Annotated in this window: 17 protein-coding genes; 8 read left to right on the top strand and 9 right to left on the bottom strand. The window is 59.8% G+C overall.

Going from position 1 to position 16,846, the window contains the following annotated elements; all coding sequences use genetic code 11:
* Positions 1-34: 34 nt before the first annotated feature.
* From AC1DUB_RS08405 to AC1DUB_RS08390, 4 genes are read right to left on the bottom strand one after another with little or no spacing between them, the layout of a single operon-like run.
* Positions 35-1,402 carry a hypothetical protein gene (locus AC1DUB_RS08405; RefSeq protein ID WP_477729164.1) on the bottom strand — a complete coding sequence of 456 codons (1,368 nt, stop codon included), beginning with the start codon at positions 1,400-1,402 and terminating at the stop codon, positions 35-37.
* 6 nt (positions 1,403-1,408) lie between these two features.
* A complete protein-coding gene (locus AC1DUB_RS08400) occupies positions 1,409-2,152 on the bottom strand; it encodes a hypothetical protein (RefSeq protein WP_477729163.1) in 744 nt (247 codons plus the stop codon).
* A gap of 37 nt (positions 2,153-2,189) precedes the next feature.
* Positions 2,190-2,768 carry a hypothetical protein gene (locus AC1DUB_RS08395; RefSeq protein ID WP_477729162.1) on the bottom strand — a complete coding sequence of 193 codons (579 nt, stop codon included), beginning with the start codon at positions 2,766-2,768 and terminating at the stop codon, positions 2,190-2,192.
* A gap of 29 nt (positions 2,769-2,797) precedes the next feature.
* Positions 2,798-3,073 (bottom strand): DnaJ domain-containing protein, encoded by a 276-nt coding sequence (locus AC1DUB_RS08390; RefSeq protein ID WP_477729161.1) that lies wholly within the window; start codon positions 3,071-3,073, stop codon positions 2,798-2,800.
* A gap of 1,160 nt (positions 3,074-4,233) precedes the next feature.
* Between AC1DUB_RS08390 and AC1DUB_RS08385 the strand changes: the two genes are divergently transcribed.
* From AC1DUB_RS08385 to AC1DUB_RS08350, 8 genes are all read left to right on the top strand, one after another.
* Positions 4,234-4,557 carry a hypothetical protein gene (locus AC1DUB_RS08385; RefSeq protein ID WP_477729160.1) on the top strand — a complete coding sequence of 108 codons (324 nt, stop codon included), beginning with the start codon at positions 4,234-4,236 and terminating at the stop codon, positions 4,555-4,557.
* A 131-nt stretch (positions 4,558-4,688) separates the two neighbouring features.
* The gene (locus AC1DUB_RS08380) at positions 4,689-5,135 is read left to right on the top strand and encodes a DUF4440 domain-containing protein (RefSeq protein ID WP_477729159.1); all 447 of its coding nucleotides are present in this window, start codon (positions 4,689-4,691) and stop codon (positions 5,133-5,135) included.
* 157 nt (positions 5,136-5,292) lie between these two features.
* A complete protein-coding gene (locus AC1DUB_RS08375; RefSeq protein ID WP_477729158.1) occupies positions 5,293-5,697 on the top strand; it encodes a nuclear transport factor 2 family protein in 405 nt (134 codons plus the stop codon).
* A 434-nt stretch (positions 5,698-6,131) separates the two neighbouring features.
* On the top strand, positions 6,132-9,140 hold the full coding sequence (locus tag AC1DUB_RS08370; RefSeq protein ID WP_477729157.1) for an ATP-binding protein: 3,009 nt from the start codon (positions 6,132-6,134) through the stop codon (positions 9,138-9,140).
* Positions 9,141-9,850: 710 nt separating this feature from the next.
* Positions 9,851-10,402, top strand: coding sequence for a hypothetical protein (locus AC1DUB_RS08365; protein ID WP_477729156.1), 552 nt, complete (start codon positions 9,851-9,853; stop codon positions 10,400-10,402).
* Between the two features lie 494 nt (positions 10,403-10,896).
* Positions 10,897-11,802, top strand: coding sequence for a hypothetical protein (locus AC1DUB_RS08360; protein ID WP_477729155.1), 906 nt, complete (start codon positions 10,897-10,899; stop codon positions 11,800-11,802).
* Positions 11,803-11,812: 10 nt separating this feature from the next.
* Positions 11,813-12,574, top strand: coding sequence for a hypothetical protein (locus AC1DUB_RS08355; RefSeq protein WP_477729154.1), 762 nt, complete (start codon positions 11,813-11,815; stop codon positions 12,572-12,574).
* 218 nt (positions 12,575-12,792) lie between these two features.
* Entirely contained in the window at positions 12,793-12,942 is a 150-nt protein-coding gene (locus AC1DUB_RS08350) for a hypothetical protein (RefSeq protein ID WP_477729153.1), read from the top strand.
* A 120-nt stretch (positions 12,943-13,062) separates the two neighbouring features.
* Here AC1DUB_RS08350 and AC1DUB_RS08345 read toward each other — a convergent pair whose 3' ends face one another.
* From AC1DUB_RS08345 to ftsZ, 5 genes are all read right to left on the bottom strand, one after another.
* The gene (locus AC1DUB_RS08345; protein WP_477729152.1) at positions 13,063-13,554 is read right to left on the bottom strand and encodes a DUF5071 domain-containing protein; all 492 of its coding nucleotides are present in this window, start codon (positions 13,552-13,554) and stop codon (positions 13,063-13,065) included.
* Between the two features lie 12 nt (positions 13,555-13,566).
* Positions 13,567-13,893, bottom strand: coding sequence for a DUF3601 domain-containing protein (locus tag AC1DUB_RS08340; RefSeq protein ID WP_477729151.1), 327 nt, complete (start codon positions 13,891-13,893; stop codon positions 13,567-13,569).
* 254 nt (positions 13,894-14,147) lie between these two features.
* On the bottom strand, positions 14,148-14,324 hold the full coding sequence (locus AC1DUB_RS08335; protein ID WP_477729150.1) for a hypothetical protein: 177 nt from the start codon (positions 14,322-14,324) through the stop codon (positions 14,148-14,150).
* A 24-nt stretch (positions 14,325-14,348) separates the two neighbouring features.
* The gene (gene lpxC / locus AC1DUB_RS08330; protein ID WP_477729149.1) at positions 14,349-15,272 is read right to left on the bottom strand and encodes a UDP-3-O-acyl-N-acetylglucosamine deacetylase; all 924 of its coding nucleotides are present in this window, start codon (positions 15,270-15,272) and stop codon (positions 14,349-14,351) included.
* 256 nt (positions 15,273-15,528) lie between these two features.
* On the bottom strand, positions 15,529-16,758 hold the full coding sequence (gene ftsZ, locus AC1DUB_RS08325) for a cell division protein FtsZ (RefSeq protein ID WP_477720572.1): 1,230 nt from the start codon (positions 16,756-16,758) through the stop codon (positions 15,529-15,531).
* Between the last annotated feature and the right edge of the window lie 88 nt (positions 16,759-16,846).

Below are 16,846 nucleotides of genomic sequence, written 5' to 3'. Positions count from 1 at the left end.
AGCAAGACAGCCAGAAAGGTCAATCCAAGACCCCTTACCGTTTCACATTGCACTCGCGCCGCAGCAAGGCCAGGGCATCTTCCAGCGCAAACACCGAGTCGCTTTGCAGCAGGTGCTGTGCTTCGTCCACAAAGTCCGCCCACAGCCGGCCATAGTCGTCCTGGTATTGCACGGGCGCGTTATCCAGAATGTATTGATGAGCCAGGTCCGGGTTGAAACCCAGGCCGGGCCCCGCTTTTTGAATTTTGCGAACCAGGGCCGCAGCGGCTTTTTCGGTCAGAAGCGTTTTGGGAGTAGCACCGGCCGCCACGCACAAAAACAGCGTGAGCAGCGAGCCGTCATCGCTGTTCCCCGCCGTGGCCTTGTCCCAGGCTTTGGAGACGGAGCGGTCATGGTGGTCGATTTCGCTCGCCAGGTCTTCCACCCAGAAATACCGTCCAAACAGCGGTGGCGTCTGGTAATCGCTGTCTTTGGCAAACAGCGCCCTGGGCGCAAGGGAGCTGTCCAGTATCCGGGGTAAATCAGCCACGACGGATTGCCGCACGGCCTCCACCACCGCGCTGAATTCCTCGGGCAAGTCCCTGGGAAGGGTGACAGACAAGGCTGAAGGCCCGGCGCCAACCTTGCCGGCAGCGCCGCCGGCCTTCTTCGCGGGTGCTGCAGCGGCGGTTTTGGCAGATCCGTATTTCTTGCGCAGCGCCGCCACCATTTTTTCAAATGCCACCCAATCGGGCAACTCGGCACGCCCGATGGACAGCACCAGGAGTGCCGTGCGAATCACCGCTTCCGCATGGGTATGTGCCTCTTCCAGCTCGGTGACATCCAGGCCCAGCTGGTCGGCCAGCCAGATGGCAGCGTCTTTCTGCAGCTTGATGGGGCCGCGCATGGCGAGTTCCGCCTGGTAATCGTCCAGGCTTTTGAGCGTCCACGCAGCAAATACAGGGGATGGCACCTGGCTGTCAGCGCTGTCGCTGCCCGGATCCGTGTCAAAGCTGCTGCTCTCGGGCAGGGCCAGCATGGCCTTCAGCATGTCCGAGCCGCCCTTGGAGCGGGACAGGAACGAATGATCACGCAGCGACTCGGCGGCTTGCCGCAGGTCGCCGCCACTGGTGCTTTCAAGGTAGAGGCTCACCAGATTGACGATGCGGTCCCTGGCTTTTTCAAGCTCCGGGCGCAAAAACTCGCTGCCAAAATGGCGCGCAATCTGCACCATGCCTTTGGGAGCATCCTCGCAAATGGCGTCGAGTTTTTGCTGGTTGATGATGCCGTGCTGTACACCAAACTGCAGTGCTTTTTCGAAAAACGGTCGCGCATCGTGGAGCGCGACCGACGAGCCGGACAAGGGTGAAGGTGAGGCTGAGGGCTGCACTGGCGTCGTGGAAAGAGGGGCTTTCGGGCTCATGTCTCGTTAAATCGCCGATTCCTCATCAGAATCGCGCGCAGCCGGCGTGGCCTTGCCCCGGTCGGTATCACCCGTCTCGACTTTGCCATCGTCCTCTTCGGCGTCTTCTTCCTCAGCGCTCAGGTCATGGGCCCGCGCCTTGGCGCGCAGCACAGTCAACATCTCGATGAAAAGGTCCGGGCACTCATGGCGCAAAAGCCAGGCGAGTTCCATCCAGTCGTGGTCGGAGATTTCATCCTTTTCAACGCGTGGCTTCGCATAGGCCGAGGCCTGCAAGGCGGCTTTGGACAACAGCTCGCCCGTGTCATCCACGGCATCAAAGGTGCCGGTGCGGGCAAAGGCTTCGACGCGGCTCCACTTCTCGGTGAAGTAGTCGGCCAGCGCTTCGCTACCGCCCTCCAGGTCGCCGATCGCGTTCAAAAACGCCAGCGGGTCCGCGTCTTCCCTGAAAAGCACCGAGTTGACCATGCCGCGCAGATGGGTGCGGGTCAGGTCCTTGTATTGCTTTTCAATCACCACCGCGCGCGCGAACTGCTCGGGCGTGACCAGCAGGTTGATCACCGACTCCTTCGAGTTGTCGTATTCGCGGATGACGGCCAGGATGTCTTTGGGCGGCAGCAAATCCAGCACCACCATCAGCGCAGCATCGCCTTCGGTGTCGGCCAGTTCGACCAATGCGGACTCGGCGCCCACGATGTCGCCGGCGGCAATCAGGGTCTGCGTCTTGGCAATCAGGGCAAGGTGGTTCATAAAGGCTTCACTTCCAATCTCATCTATCGGTCATCCATCAATCTTTGCGGTCAAAGCCCTGCTCGACCAGCCAGTCGGCGCCGGCTTCCTGCCGGGTTTTCTCGTCGTCTGCTCCATCGCCGTATTCATCCGCATCAAAGCCTTGCGGGCGATTGTCGCCATCCTCATCGGCGTCTGCATCATCGTCGTCGGCTTCGTCACCCTCGCCTTGCGCGGCAGTCGCAGCAGTGGGCTGGCCCGCCATGAATTCCAGCCCGGCCGCCACTGCCAAAAACCACTCCCCGCCGGGGTGTTTCAACACCACCTCGGCCAGGTCCTGGGCCCACGGAGTCAACTCCACAGCGTCAGCCAGGCCGCTCCACTCCGGGAAATCCTCCGCCTCAAGGCCGAGCAGGTGATCCATCGCCCCCGGCAACCTGAAGTGAAAACCGCGATGGAATATCACCGCCACCATCTCGGGGCTCAACTCCATCATGTGGACCAGAAAATCGATCTCCTTGCGTTTATCGGCCAGGCGCTGGCCCAGCACATCGCGCCCTTCGGAGTCAAAGGTCAGGTCATCGATTTCGGATTGGTAGGCCGAACGCAACTCAAGAAAAAACGGGGTGATCGTCATGTCACGGGGTCCTTCGTGTCATGCACGTATCAAAGCAAAGGGTTGAAATAATTTCTCCATATCTCGCGCGCCGTCTCGACCGGGCTGTCGAGCAGGTTGCGACGCCGATTGTCGTCATAGGCTTGCCGTTTGTCCGCATCGGACAGCACCTCGTAAGCCTCCTGCACCGCACGAAAGCGCGCCCCCGCATCAGCGGCGGCGTTTTTGTCCGGATGCAGGAAAGACGCTTTCTGGCGAAAGGCTTTCTTGACATCGGCCAGCGTCGCAGCGCTGTTAAGCCCAAGGGTGGTGTAGTGATCGGTCATATGAGCGCAAGCGTTTCGGCGGAACCAAAAGCTGTTGGCTCATACGAAATGCGGAGGATTTTGGTGTACCCGGGATATCGCCAGCAAACGCGCGACCCCTAGATTATGCCCGGCCAGCTTATTCCCGGCTTGGCAACTAGTGGACTGTAACGGAAGAAAGAGAGTGGACATTTCCCTCTGTAGAGCACTTTCGATTCAATCGTTACAGTCCACTAGTACTCACATCCACGCCGGCAGTTGCCCTTCCAGCAGCCGGAGAGGTCGCCCGCAGCACGCCGCCAGGGTCTCATCATGCGTAGCCAGAACGACACCGTGCCGATGGGGTAAAAAAGAGAATAAGCCTGTTTCTTTTCCAGAAACTAGTCTATTTAGAGGAGGCGTCTTCACGGCTTGCTCCCTAAAATTCAACTGCGGGGGTTAGTGCTTTTTATTCAACTGGCGTGAGGTTGCAATGTGCGGAAAATCTTTTCCTGACAAAGGTTAACCCATTTCGAGACCGCCACGTTATACGGCAACGGCTGTTTTATATCGCAAACCCTGCGGTATGCATTACGTTAGGTCCTTCGGATGCCTCTACCTACATCGACGCAAGAAGTCTTCGCAGACGAGGTCTTCGCCCACTACGGACAGGCCTACGTCCAGACGGCGAATGCCGCCTTCTCAGCCAGTCACAGCAAGGGGCAAGTAAACGGGCTCTGCGGGGCGGCGATCCCGGGTCAGCTTTTTCTTGTCTTTGGCACGCATACCGGACATGTTCATCTATCCATTAGCATTTGCTCCGATGAACCACCTCTCTCCGAGGAATGGGAGGAAGTCGTCGAGGTTCCCTTCTCGCCACCAACAGGAGCGGAAATTGGGTTTGTGGACTGGAACCGCGAAGTATGGGCGCCGATACCCCTCCTGCCGGGAACCTATCGAGCGCGGTACTCGGCAAGGAACTTCCGCCTTGCCGAGTTAGGCGACCAGTTTGACCCTTCAGGGGAATGCGTTGAGCGCTATGAGCTTGTCTTCTGGCCGGCGCCAATACGGGCAGACGCGATACTCAAGGTCACCAGTCTCCACGCCAGGTATTGGCATGAGGTTGCCCAAAGAAAGGCCGCGTAGGCGAGCGCCACCATGGACAAGCAGGAACCTAACCCTTTCGTCAAACGTTGGATGTCATGAAGAAGGCGCAGTTTCAGCTCGTGCTCCAATTTCCGTGCAACTCGATGGAGGAGTTTGATGCGGTGGTTGGGCTAGAAGACACGTTGATGGCAGAATTGTCGGGCGAAATTGCAGACGTCGATGGTCATGATTCGGGGTCGGGGGAAGCCAATATCTTCATCCTCACTTCCGAGCCGCACGAGACGTTCGAGCGTGCTCATGCTGTCGTTAGCAAGGTTTCGCATCTCGCGTCGGTATTGCGAGCTGCGTACCGGAGACTGGACGCCGAGGAGTACTCTGTCCTGTGGCCGCCGGGTGACACGAGATTTGTGGCCGCATGAGAGCATGCCATCCAATGCGCCGCAGCCGACGTGCGAAGACGCACGCGGCTGAGCGCGGACGTTAGGCCTCACCGTACCTTCCCATCACGGTCGATTGGACGAGCCCCTTAACTGCAGAAAGGACGACCAACATGCGAGTGCTTTTCTCCGCCATTCTCCTATTCTTTCTCAACGCTTGCGCATCAGTGCCGGCCGATGAGCAGGCAACGAGAGATCAAATCGCTGCGGCAACCAAAGCATGGCAGGCCGCGTATGACAGTCGAGATCCGAAGAACATTGTCAGCATGTATGACACGGAAGCCGTACTCTGGGGAACAGCCGCCAAAACGATTGCTCCGAACCCAACGGCCATCTGGGAATATTTTAAAGGTGCCGCGGCGCGACCGAACGCGCGCGTGGTCATCGGTGAGCAACATATTCGCGTCTTCGGCGAGACGGCATTTAGCTCCGGCTACTACACATTCTCGGATGTTCGAGAAGGCCAAGTGGTACCTCGGCCCGCACGCTTCACCTTGGTATTCCATAAGAATTCGGGCAAGTGGCTGATCGTCGCCCACCATTCCTCGGCCATGCCCTGAGCAAGGCGGCTGCCGGCCCTCGCATCAAGTGCGGCCTAACCCCATCAGTCAACCGGACGTCCAACAGCGGACTTCGCCCACTGTCAGCCGCCGGTTACCTCAAACATTGGACATCAGGAGCATCATTGACGGTGTGCACGCCGAAAGGGGTCAAGTCATGTCGAACGCGATTGCAGAGGTCACCACCGAGGTCTTGCAAGCCTTTGCCGATGCGTGGAACCGTCACGATGTCGATGCCCTCATGTCGTTCATGAGCGATGACTGCGTCTTTGAATCCTCTGCAGGCCCGGATACCTGCGGCGCCCGGTACGCGGGCCATGAGGCAGTGCGGGCCGCCTTCGCTGAAGTCTGGACGACCTTCCCCGATGCCCACTGGGGCAACGCGCGCCATTTTGTCCATGGGGACAGGGGAGTTTCCGAGTGGACGTTCACGGGGACGCGGGCAGACGGCACTCGCGTTGAAGTCCATGGTTGTGATCTGTTCACCTTTCGAGACGGCAAGATCGCGCTGAAGAACTCCTACCGCAAGAACCGTCCGCCTCCCGGTAGCCCGAAGCGCTGAGTCCGCTCGTGCGCCTGAGCCCATGACGCCCGCCCCTCCACCGAGCGGACGTGCTCCGGCAAGCTTCGTTTGCCTCCCGCCAGGGTCTCATCACGCGTAACCAGCACGACACCGTGCCGACGGGGTAAAACGGAATAAGCCTGTTGCTTTTCCAGAAACTAGTCTATTTAGAGGAGGCGTCTTCGCGGCTTGCTCCCTAAAATTCAACTGCGGGGTTTAGTGCTTTTTATTTAACTGGCGTAAGGCTGCAATGTGCTGAAAGTCATTTCCCGACAATCACGTAGCTCATTTCAAGACCGCCACCTTATGCCGCAGCGGCCGTTGCGTACCGCAGACCCCGGGCATACATTACGCATTGTGTTGTGTGCCTTGACGCGTGACACATTGCTCTTATCGTTGTCACCACCTTGTTCGCGATCCTCACCGGGTAGCAAATGACAGACAAGTACGTAGCGGACACCAACTCCAACGCCGTCAACGTGCCGGGCGCCGCCGCCCCTGTCAGCGCTCCCCCCGGGGACCTGTTTACCGGCGGCGGCGAAATGGGTGCAATCATGCGCGCGACGGACTGGTCCAAGACAAAGCTCGGCCCGGTCGAAGCCTGGCCGAACAGTCTCAGAACCATGCTGGGCGTCGTACTGGGCAGCCGGTTTCCCATGCTGCTCTGGTGGGGCCCCGATCTCCTGCACCTCTACAACGACGCCTACCGCCCCATTCTGAGGGACAAGCACCCCGCGTCGCTCGCCGCTCCGGCCGCGGAGGTATGGGCCGAGATCTGGGACGTTGCCGGGCCCATGGCGAGGGGCGTCCTGGAAGGAGGCCCGGCGACATGGACGGAGGACCTCCAGCTGTTCATTCACAGCGGGGCCATGGCCGAAGAGACGTACTTCACGTTTTCGTACAGCCCCGTCCCGGGCGATGACGGGCGCGTCGGCGGCCTGCTCAACACGGTGCAGGAAACGACAGTGAAGGTGCAGGGTGAACGCCAGATCCGGATGCTGCACGAATTGGCCGCGCGGGCGGCCGAAGCAAAATCCGAGAACGAAGCGTACCGAATTGCCGCGGAAGTCCTGTCGGCCAACGAGCTGGATCTCCCGTTCGTGCTGCTCTATGTTCTGAACGAGAGGACTTTCGACGCTCAACTCGTCGCCGTGAGCGGCTGGAAGGCGTATGAAGGCCGCGCCAGGCCCGCGCATGTGCCGGTCAAGGAAGGGGCAAGTACAACTTCCTGGCCCTTTGCGGAAGTCATTCGAACCGCTCAGGAGCTCGTCGTCGACGACCTCGCGTCGCGCTTCGGGCCGCTGCCGGCGGGTCGCTGGAACGCGCGGCCCGAACGAGCGATCGTCCTGCCGCTTTCGCGGACAGGCCAATCCGAGCCTTATGCGTTTCTCGTTGCCGGCATCAGCCCGCACCGCGCGTTCGACGACCGGTATCGAAGGTTCTTTCGGGCTACCGCGGATCAGGTGGCGAACGTCATCGCCAATGCCCGCGCGTACGAGGCAGAAAAAACGCGGGCCGAGGCCCTGACCGAGACCGATCGGGCCAAGACCGCCTTCTTCAGCAACGTCAGCCACGAGTTCAGGACACCCCTCACGCTGCTGCTCGGACCGCTGGAGACGCTGCTTGCCGAGCGCGAGCTCGGTGCCGAGGCGCGGGAGCGGCTGCTCCAGATGCAGCGCAGCGCGTTGCGCCTGCTGCGCCTGGTGAACGCGCTGCTCGATTTTTCGCGCATGGAGGCCGGGCGGCACTCGGCGCGGTTCGCGCCGACCGACCTCGCGCGCTACACCGCGGATCTGGCGAGCGCGTTTCGCTCGGCAATGGAAAGAGCCGGGCTCTCCTTTTCGGTGGACTGCCAGCCGTTGCCGGCGCCGATCTACGTCGACCGCGACATGTGGGAGAAGATCGTCATGAATCTCCTCTCCAATGCGCTCAAGTTCACTTTCGAGGGCGGCGTGAGCCTGCGCCTTGCTGCGGCGGAAGGCGGCGCGCACCTGACGGTGAAGGACACGGGCACGGGCATCCCCAGGAGCGAACTGCCGAAGCTCTTTCAGCGGTTCCACCGGGTAGAGGGCGCGCGCGCTCGCTCGCACGAAGGCACGGGCATCGGGCTCGCGCTGGTCCATGAGCTCGTCAAGCTGCACGGCGGCGAGATCCGCGTCGCGAGCGACGAAGGCAAGGGCGCGGAATTCACGATCGCGCTGCGCGGCGGGCGCAACCACCTGCCGCCGGAGCACGTCGTGGCAGAGTCCCCGGACGCATCGGTGGCGAGAAGCGCGTCGGCCTATCTCGACGAGGCGCTGCAATGGCTGCCTTACGAGTCACAGCCGATTGCCGCCGCTCCGGCAAAGAGCGGTGCTCGCGTGCTCGTCGCCGACGACAACCGTGACCTGCGGACCTTCCTCTCGGGCCTGCTTGCGCCGCATTACGACGTACAGGTGGTGGCCGACGGCCGCGAAGCGCTCGCCGCCATTCAGCAGAGAAAACCGGACCTCGTTCTGAGCGACGTGATGATGCCGAACCTCGACGGCCTGGGCCTGGTGCGGGCGCTGCGCGAGGATCCCGAAACGCGCACGCTGCCGGTGATCCTGCTTTCGGCGCGCGCGGGTCAGGAAGCCTCGCTCGAAGGCCTTTCCGCCGGCGCGGATGACTACCTCGCCAAACCGTTCACATCCCAGGAACTGCTCGCGCGCGTGCGCACGCACCTCACCATGGCGCGAGCGCGCGACGAGCTGAACACGGAGCTCATGCGCGCCAACGAGGAACTGGAAGCGTTCAGCTACTCCGTGTCGCATGACTTGCGGGTGCCGCTGCGTGCAATCAACGGATACACGCACCTGCTTGATGAGGGCTACGCGACGCAGCTCGACGACAAAGGACGGCGGTTTCTTCGCGTGGTGCGCGAGGAAGCCGACCGGATGGGGCAGCTGATCGACGACCTGCTCAATCTCTCGCGGATCACGAGCGCACAGCTCAGCCGGGACCCGGTCGATCTCTCCGCGCTTGCCCGGGCCGCCAGCGAAGAGCTGCAGCGCAAGGAACCCGAGCGACGGGTCAGCCTGCTGATCCAGGAAGGCCTCGTCACAGAGGTGGATCGCCAGCTATTGCACATTGTGTTCGACAACCTTCTCGGCAACGCGTGGAAATTCACGGTCAAGACCAATGAACCGAAGATCACATTCGGAACGGAACAGCGCGACGGCAGCGAGGTATTTGTCGTGCGCGACAACGGAGCCGGCTTTGACATGGCCTACGCCAGCAAGCTGTTTCGGCCCTTTCAGCGACTCCACACCGAGAGCGAATTCCCTGGAACGGGGATCGGGCTCGCGACCGTTCGCCGGATCGTCGAGCGCCACGGCGGCCGCGTGTGGGCAGAGGGCGCGCCAGGGCACGGCGCAGCGGTTTTCTTCACCCTCCCGCCCGCGGCAATGGAAGGCCGGCGATGATTCGCTCGACTGGTGCCGTTGCTTCCGTTATTCGTTGACAGGTTTGGCGGCGAAGATGGGGGGCTAGCCCCTCGCTGCACCTCAAGTGCCCGTGAAAATCCTGTTCATGAACTTGCCTTGGGCAATACCGCAGGCCAAGTCAATACCTTGGCTTGCGCAGGAGTGGCCGATACCAGCTGGTGCAGCCGAACCGGGTTGCCATTAAGCGGGGAGGAAATAAACCTGCGGCAACTCCAGAAAATAGTCTATTTAGAGGAGGCTTCTTCACGGCTTGCTCCCTAGAATCCAACTGCGGGGTTTAGTGCTTTTTTATTTAACTGGCATGAGATTGCAATGTGCGGTAAATATTTTCCTGGCAGAGACTTAACTCATTTTGAGACCGCCACGTTATACCGCAGCGGCCGTTTTATACCGCGGACCTGCGGTACACATTCGTTAGGTGGCAGTCCTGTCAAACTCGGGGCCCGGAATTGACCAGAAAAATCAAGACGTCGAGGTGCTGGGCAAGTTCATTAGGTGGTTGCGATAGCATGTCTGGCGAGCATGTCATTAGCAGTTCCGTTTTTAAAGCGGGCTGTTCCTGTCCAATCGTAATTGAGGGTGTGCAGCGCATTAGAGAAGGAGCTCCAACACGTGGAGCTGAGAAGTCCAATATTCTTTGTAGACGTCACAATTCCCTCCTCAGCCCCTTGGATGAGACAGTTGGCCGGATGGCCCAGTTTCAAGCAGAAGCCAATGACAAGAACTTTCGGGGCTCAATCAACATAGAGGGGGAGCTCCTCGAGAGATGGCTTTTAAAGACGGTCATTAACACCGCTGCTGCAGGTTGGGCTGCACCTGTGAAATGGCTTCCATCCTCGAGCATAGTTAGAGCAATATTTGGACTCGAACCAGTTCCCGACAGATTTGGTCTTTACAGCGTCGATGGAATAGACCCATTTCATCGCCCATCTGGCGGCGCCACCTTCACCCCGATTTATATGAATATGGGACGCGGAAAGATCATCGCTGGGGCTTACGTAACGGTTCACGGCATGCCCCTCCTTGCCTCATTCCACGCTGAACTCCCCGACATGCTTGAGGCGGGCCATGAGCCGCAGCTCACCACGCGCTTCTCACCGGATGGGCTGAGACACTTGTATCATCCAGGCGCGATTGTCATGTCACGTAAAGAGGGTGACCCAGTCTTTATCGGCCTTAGTTGGGGAGGATTATTGCGTTATGCAGATGGCACAACAGCGCCCTTCCCGCGCTCAGCATGATCAACCGCTTGCCACCTACCAATTCATTCAAGCCGAACCCGCTTCGCGGGTCGGCTTACTTCGGGCGTTATACGTCATGAACCCTCGCGCAGCACGTCTCAATCCTCTACTTGCCTTCCTGAGCACGGTCGTCCTTGTCGCGCTCTATCTTCTTGTTTTCATGGCAATTAGTCGTGCGGGGGTGCCAAGATCGGCTGGCACGTTTCCGACCGCTATGGTGATCGCCTCCACATGGCTCCCCATCTTCATCTCGGGGGCCTTTTTTTATTGGGCATACGCAAGTTCAATCGTGTCCAGATGGAGGTGCTATTTGGCAATCGTTGTCGTGATCTACGTAGCGCCATTCCTTGCTACAAGCCTCATGGCATATGTGTGGACCAGTGCGATGGGGCGGTCATTGTGATTACCATCTTCCCTGTGACGCATAACTGGTTGCTCCATCGGACCGTCCACCTGCGGAGGCCGTCTGCTGAGCGCCGACGTTAGGTCTCCGGGTGATCATCTACCTCGATCAAAACAAGTGGATCGAACTCTCGAGGATGATCCATGGAAAAGACAACTCTCAAAGGGCAACGAGAATTGTTCGTGCCATGGACGCTGTATGCACTGCAGGGCATGCGACTCTACCGCTCTCAGCAATCCACTATATAGAGACCTCACGCATCTCCAATGATGGCCGCAAAGTCAGGCTTGGCTCTACGATGTGGCGCTTCTCTCGGGGTCGGACCATTGCGGGCTATCCGGCGGTCGTGCGGCACGAGCTTGAGGTGGCTCTGTCGGCGCACTTCACGCACATCGTCCCAGAGGAATTGCAGATACTTGGCTTCGGACATGCGCATGCGTTTGGAGAAGCAGCGGCCAGCACCGTACCTAGCAGCTTTGCGGAGGAGTTTGAGCGAACGATGCTGGTTGGGAACGAAGTCTTACGCATTCCGCCGCCGGCTTCATACGCATCACAGCACCGGGAAAATTTCCGAAGTCACTTGGCATCCCTCCACGTGCGCGCTGCCGAGTTGAAGCCCGAACTTCGCGAGAACTTCTTGTACGCAATCAGCACAGTGGACATATTGGAGCCCTTGAATCGGGCAATGGTGAAGCATCGGCTGCCTGCGAATACATTGGAGATTTTTGGGGAGACTGGTCTGAAGAAGCTCATTAACGACATGCCGACGCGGCGAGTTGATCTGCACCTGCACAAACAGGTACTCCGCAATCCCAAGTACGCTCCGAAGCCGACGGACTTGGAGGATTGGGCAGCTTTAGCTGTCGCGAGTTGCTACTGTGACGTCGTTGTTTGCGAGAAGCACATGGCTGATATGCTCTCCCGTGATGGCTTCAGAGCCAAGGCGCGAATTGAGGTGGATCTTGATCAGACGTTTGCCTCACTCGCGCCGACCTAACAGCTCCTATATGGACACCCCCACAAGTTCAGGAAGCCGCTTCGCGGCAAGTGTTGCGGCCCGGTCAGTTCCAAAGTTAGACGCCATGAGTTCGTCTCCTTGCTGGATCTGCGGCGCCCTGGCTGACAGCAGCGAGCACATGGTGAAGGCCTCTGATTTTCGCGCGATATTCCCTGGCATCACGCACAAGAATCCTGTTTTCCGCCATTCCCGAGAAAGCGTGAACCAGCGGATCAAAGGCGTCAACTCTGACGACCTGAAGTTCAGTCCCTCTATATGCCAGCGCTGCAACAACAGCAGGACCCAACCTCACGATCTAGCGTGGCAAGAGCTTTCAGCAACTCTACAGGCGACTTCTCCGCTTGTTGCTGGACGCCCAATGCCTATCAAAAGAGCCTTCGGCGTTCATGCACACTCGAAGATGCTTGGTGTTCATTTGTACTTTTTGAAGCTTCTAGGCTGCATGGCAGTTGAGTACGAGATACCTCTTCCAACACGAAGCTTCGCTATCGCAATACTCTCAGGAGTACCCCACCCTCATGTGCGCCTTGGCTTCTCTGCCGTACCGCTGGTCACGGGGCCAAGTGCTGACATCTATGTAGGTCATGTCGATGCGATCAACCGTGGCTCCCTGACCGTCGGCGCGGCATGGTTCTACGTAATCGGAGGCGCCGGGGTTCATGTCGTATATCACGAGCCCACTACACCGCGTCTTGCGAGCTACCGCGGCTGGCATCCGGACGATGTTGGTTTGAGCATCAGGCTGCACTGAGAGAATGTCGTCTAACCCCTCCATCGAGCGGACAGCTTCCGGCAGGCTTCGCCCCACCTCCGGCTGCCCCTCATGTCAAACGTTGAGGCTGTATTTTTAGTCCAGAAACTTGAAATGAATTCTTCAGCGATCAACTCAGGATTGAACTCGCTGCGACTTCGCAACGCGGCCACGAAGTCGCGCATGTCGTAGGCTTTGTCTACCCCCAGCGTCTTGGGATGCCGGCCCTCCCCGGCAAGGATGCCGCCGACGCGCTGGGCCTGGCCATCACCCACGCCCATGCGGGGCGTTCAACGGCCATTTTGGCGGCAGCCACGGCGTTGAAGCCCAATGCCAGCGCTTCCTACAAGGCGGGTCGTCACTATTGAGTGTGCTGTCAATGTGCTGTTGCCTTGGGGAAAGAGGCTGGCCACGGGTGGCTGCGCAACATTCATCGCAATCGATACTTGGCTACGTGAGAAGTCCCCGTAACAAGCTAGAGCACTGGTTCATTCCGGAGTTCTGAGCAGGAGCTGGATCTCTTCAGCCGAGTCCAATAGTTCGCGCAGGCGTTTGAGCTTGAACTCGCTCCACTCCTGCAGCCACGCCCGGTCGGCCAGTCCGTGTTCGATGAGCAGCTTCATGGCAACGAGGTCGGTGCCGTAGAACCCGGAGCCCGTTGCGAGACTTTGCAGTTCGGTTTGTACGCCGGCAACAGCCTCCTTTGGCCAGCACGCAACAACGTGAGTGGTGACTGCGTACTTGAGGAAGTCATGTCGTGATTGAAGGGCCTCCCGTACTACGGGTACTCCGTGTACACCCAATGAGACGAAGAACTCTCGCATCACCAGGTCGACCGGCGACCCGTTTGTCTTGAGCCACTCCAGCATGTGTCGCAAAACCGGCTTGACCGTTGGGTAACCAAGAGTGACCAAAGCGCTCGCGCTGGAAGCGTCTTCCTTGTTTCGCGGCAGCTGGCGCGTCAGATCGGCCTGTTTCACGGCGCGCTACGCCTAGCTTAAGCCGCGCCGCGCAGCAGCGTCGGCTTGAAGCACTTGTTGGGCCTGCGTCACGTATTGCTCGAAGCTGGTCAAGATGCGCTCTTGTGCCTCTGGGTGGTCTTGCATACGAATGACGTCTTCATGGTCTTTTTCGAACGAGACATGCAATGTGTAGCCGGCATCGTATGGCAGGAAATCGTAACCTACAAAAGCCCATTCTTCGCCAGGACTATGAAGCTTGCAGTCGTAGTCTTGGAACTCTCTGGCCACGCGATAGCGACCGTCGGGATTCAGCGTGAGGCGCCCGAACTCAAGAGGCTTCTTGTTCTGTGGCTTCATAAGGCCCAACGAATGAAAGGAACTTCTCCGTCCCAAGCGAGCCGCGAGTCGTGCGACTTGCGGTTCACGGCAACTGAGTGCCACGATGGAGAGGCCAATCTTTTCATCAACTCACCTGGATGGGGAAGTCATGGCCATTATCACCATAGGAATCGACCTCACCAAGAACGTTTCTGCAGTGCATGGCGCGACTGGCAGGCGCCCCCAATCTGATGGTCCTCAACTGCAATTCGCCGTTGAGACCTGATCACCCGCTACGCCACCCGCTCCAGAATCAGCACCGCAAAGAATCCAAAGGCGGCAATCAGCGTCCACTTGAGGATGATCAGGCCGAATCGCCTGAAGCGCGGCTGCCCCGTTCCCGCGTAAAACATGAAGGACATGGCGGAGACCAGCAGCAACAGCAGGACGAGCCAGCGAAAGAGCAGCATGGCGTGTGGACTGTCTGTTGCGGGCTACCAGGCGCGCGCCAGGGTGGCAAAGCCCTGAGGAGCCCGTTTTTCGTCCGCAAAGGTGACAACTTCGTAAGCGTCCTGGTGGGCCAGCAGCTCACGCAGCAGCTTGTTGTTCATCGCATGGCCGGAGCGGAAGGCGCTGTAGGCTGCCAGCAGCGGTTTGCCCAGCAGGTACAGGTCGCCCATGGCGTCGAGGATCTTGTGCTTCACGAACTCGTCGTTGTAGCGCAGGCCCTCGGTGTTGAGCACCTTGTAGTCGTCCATGACGATGGCGTTGTCCAGCCCACCACCGAGTGCCAGCCCGTTGGCGCGCATCATTTCGACGTCTTTGGTAAAGCCGAAGGTGCGGGCGCGGGCGATGTCGCGGGTGTAGGAGCCCGAACTCAGGTCGAACTCCACGCGCTGGCCGGTGGAGTCGACGGCCGGGTGGTCGAAGTCAATTTCAAAACTCAGCTTGTAGCCCTCGTAGGGGCTCAGGCGTGCCCACTTGGCTGTGGCGCCTTCGCCTTCGCGCACCTCGACCGGCTTGAGCACCCGAATGAAGCGCTTGGGCGCGGACTGCAGCTCGATGCCGGCCGACTGCAGCAAAAAGACGAATGAAGAGGCAGAGCCATCCAGAATGGGCACCTCTTCCGCCGTGATGTCGATATACAGGTTGTCGATGCCCAGGCCCGCGCAGGCCGACATCAGGTGCTCGACAGTGTGCACCTTGGCACCACCGGCCGAGATGGTTGACGCCAGCCGGGTGTCGGTCACGGCCTGCGCCGAGATGACGATGTCCACCGGCTGCGGTAAATCCACCCGCCGAAACACAATGCCGGTATCCGGCGGCGCCGGCCGCAAGGTCAGCTCCACCCGCTGGCCGCTGTGCAGGCCCACGCCCACGGCCTTGGTCAGGGATTTGAGTGTTCTTTGGGCAAGCATCTGCTTATTTTAATTTGTACGCGGCCATTTCACGGGTAGGGGATAGCAATGCCACGCATAGCCAGGCCCTAAAGAGAATCGCGACGAACGTCCGATGAGCGTCCTGAGGGACTACAGAGGGAACTACAGAGGACTACAGAATGATCGAATGGAAAGCGTAGCGAGCGGTCCGAGGTTGAGCCGAGGAGCACAGCCGCACTACCGTACGGCGCGCACCACAGGCTCAAGATCGGGCCGCGCAGTGGCTTTACATCGATCAGTCGGCCTGTTTCCTGAGAAACGCCGGGATCTCGAAGTCATCCATGCCGCCGGAAGCCAGCGCATCGACCTTGGCTGCCGCTTGGGTGCGGTTGGTGCGCCACACGCTGGGCACGGTCATGTTGCCGTAATCAGGCTGCATGCTGCCCATGGCCGTCTGCGGCACGCCTGCGCCGCCCGCCACCGTGTTGAGCGTGGGCACGTTGAAGGGCACGTTGTCGGTGCCCGTGCGCAGCACCTGCAGCGGCGGCGCGTGGCGGCGCACACCCTGACGGCTCAGGCCCGTGGCGACCACCGTGACACGGATATCGTCCCCCAGTTCGTCGTCGTAAGCCGTGCCGTAGATCACGTGCGCGTCCGGCGAGGCGTAGGCGCGGATGGTGTTCATCGCCAGCTTGGACTCGCTCAGTTTGAGTGAGCCCTTGGCCGCGGTGATCAGCACCAGCACGCCCTTGGCGCCCGACAGGTCAATGCCTTCCAGCAGGGGGCAAGCCACCGCCTGTTCGGCCGCGATGCGGGCGCGATCCGGGCCATTGGCCTTGGCCGTGCCCATCATGGCCTTGCCGGGCTCGCCCATCACGGTGCGCACGTCTTCAAAGTCAACGTTGACATGGCCGGGCACATTGATGATCTCGGCAATGCCGCCGACGGCGTTTTTCAGCACGTCGTTGGCATGGGCGAAGGCTTCATCCTGGGTCACGTCATCGCCCAGCACTTCGAGCAGCTTTTCGTTGAGCACCACGATCAGCGAGTCGACATTGGCTTCCAGCTCGGACAGGCCGAGGTCGGCGTTGGTCATGCGGCGGCCGCCTTCGAATTCGAAAGGCTTGGTCACCACCCCCACCGTCAAAATGCCCATCTCCTTGGCCACGCGGGCAATCACCGGCGCGGCGCCGGTGCCGGTGCCGCCTCCCATGCCGGCCGTGATGAACAGCATGTGCGCGCCGGCAATGGCACTGCGGATGTCGTCCACCGCCAGCTCGGCCGCGTCCCGGCCCTTGTCGGGCTTGCTGCCCGCACCCAGCCCGCTGCTGCCCAGCTGGATGGTCTTGTGCGCGCTGCCGCGGCTAAGCGCCTGCGCGTCGGTGTTGGCGCAGATGAACTCGACGCCCTGCACATTGCAATCGATCATGTGACCGACGGCATTGCCGCCACCACCACCGACACCGATCACCTTGATTTGTGTGCCCTGGTTGAATTCTTCGATTTCAATCATTTCGATGCTCATTGGGAGCCTCCTGTCAATAAACTGCAGTTGCCAAAATTTTTCTAAACGGTCTTGATGCCTGAACCTCCCTGTCACGCAGGGGGGTCTG

This window comes from Polaromonas sp. P4_F9, from assembly GCF_056401235.1.
This window is presented reverse-complemented; position numbering and strand designations above follow the sequence as displayed.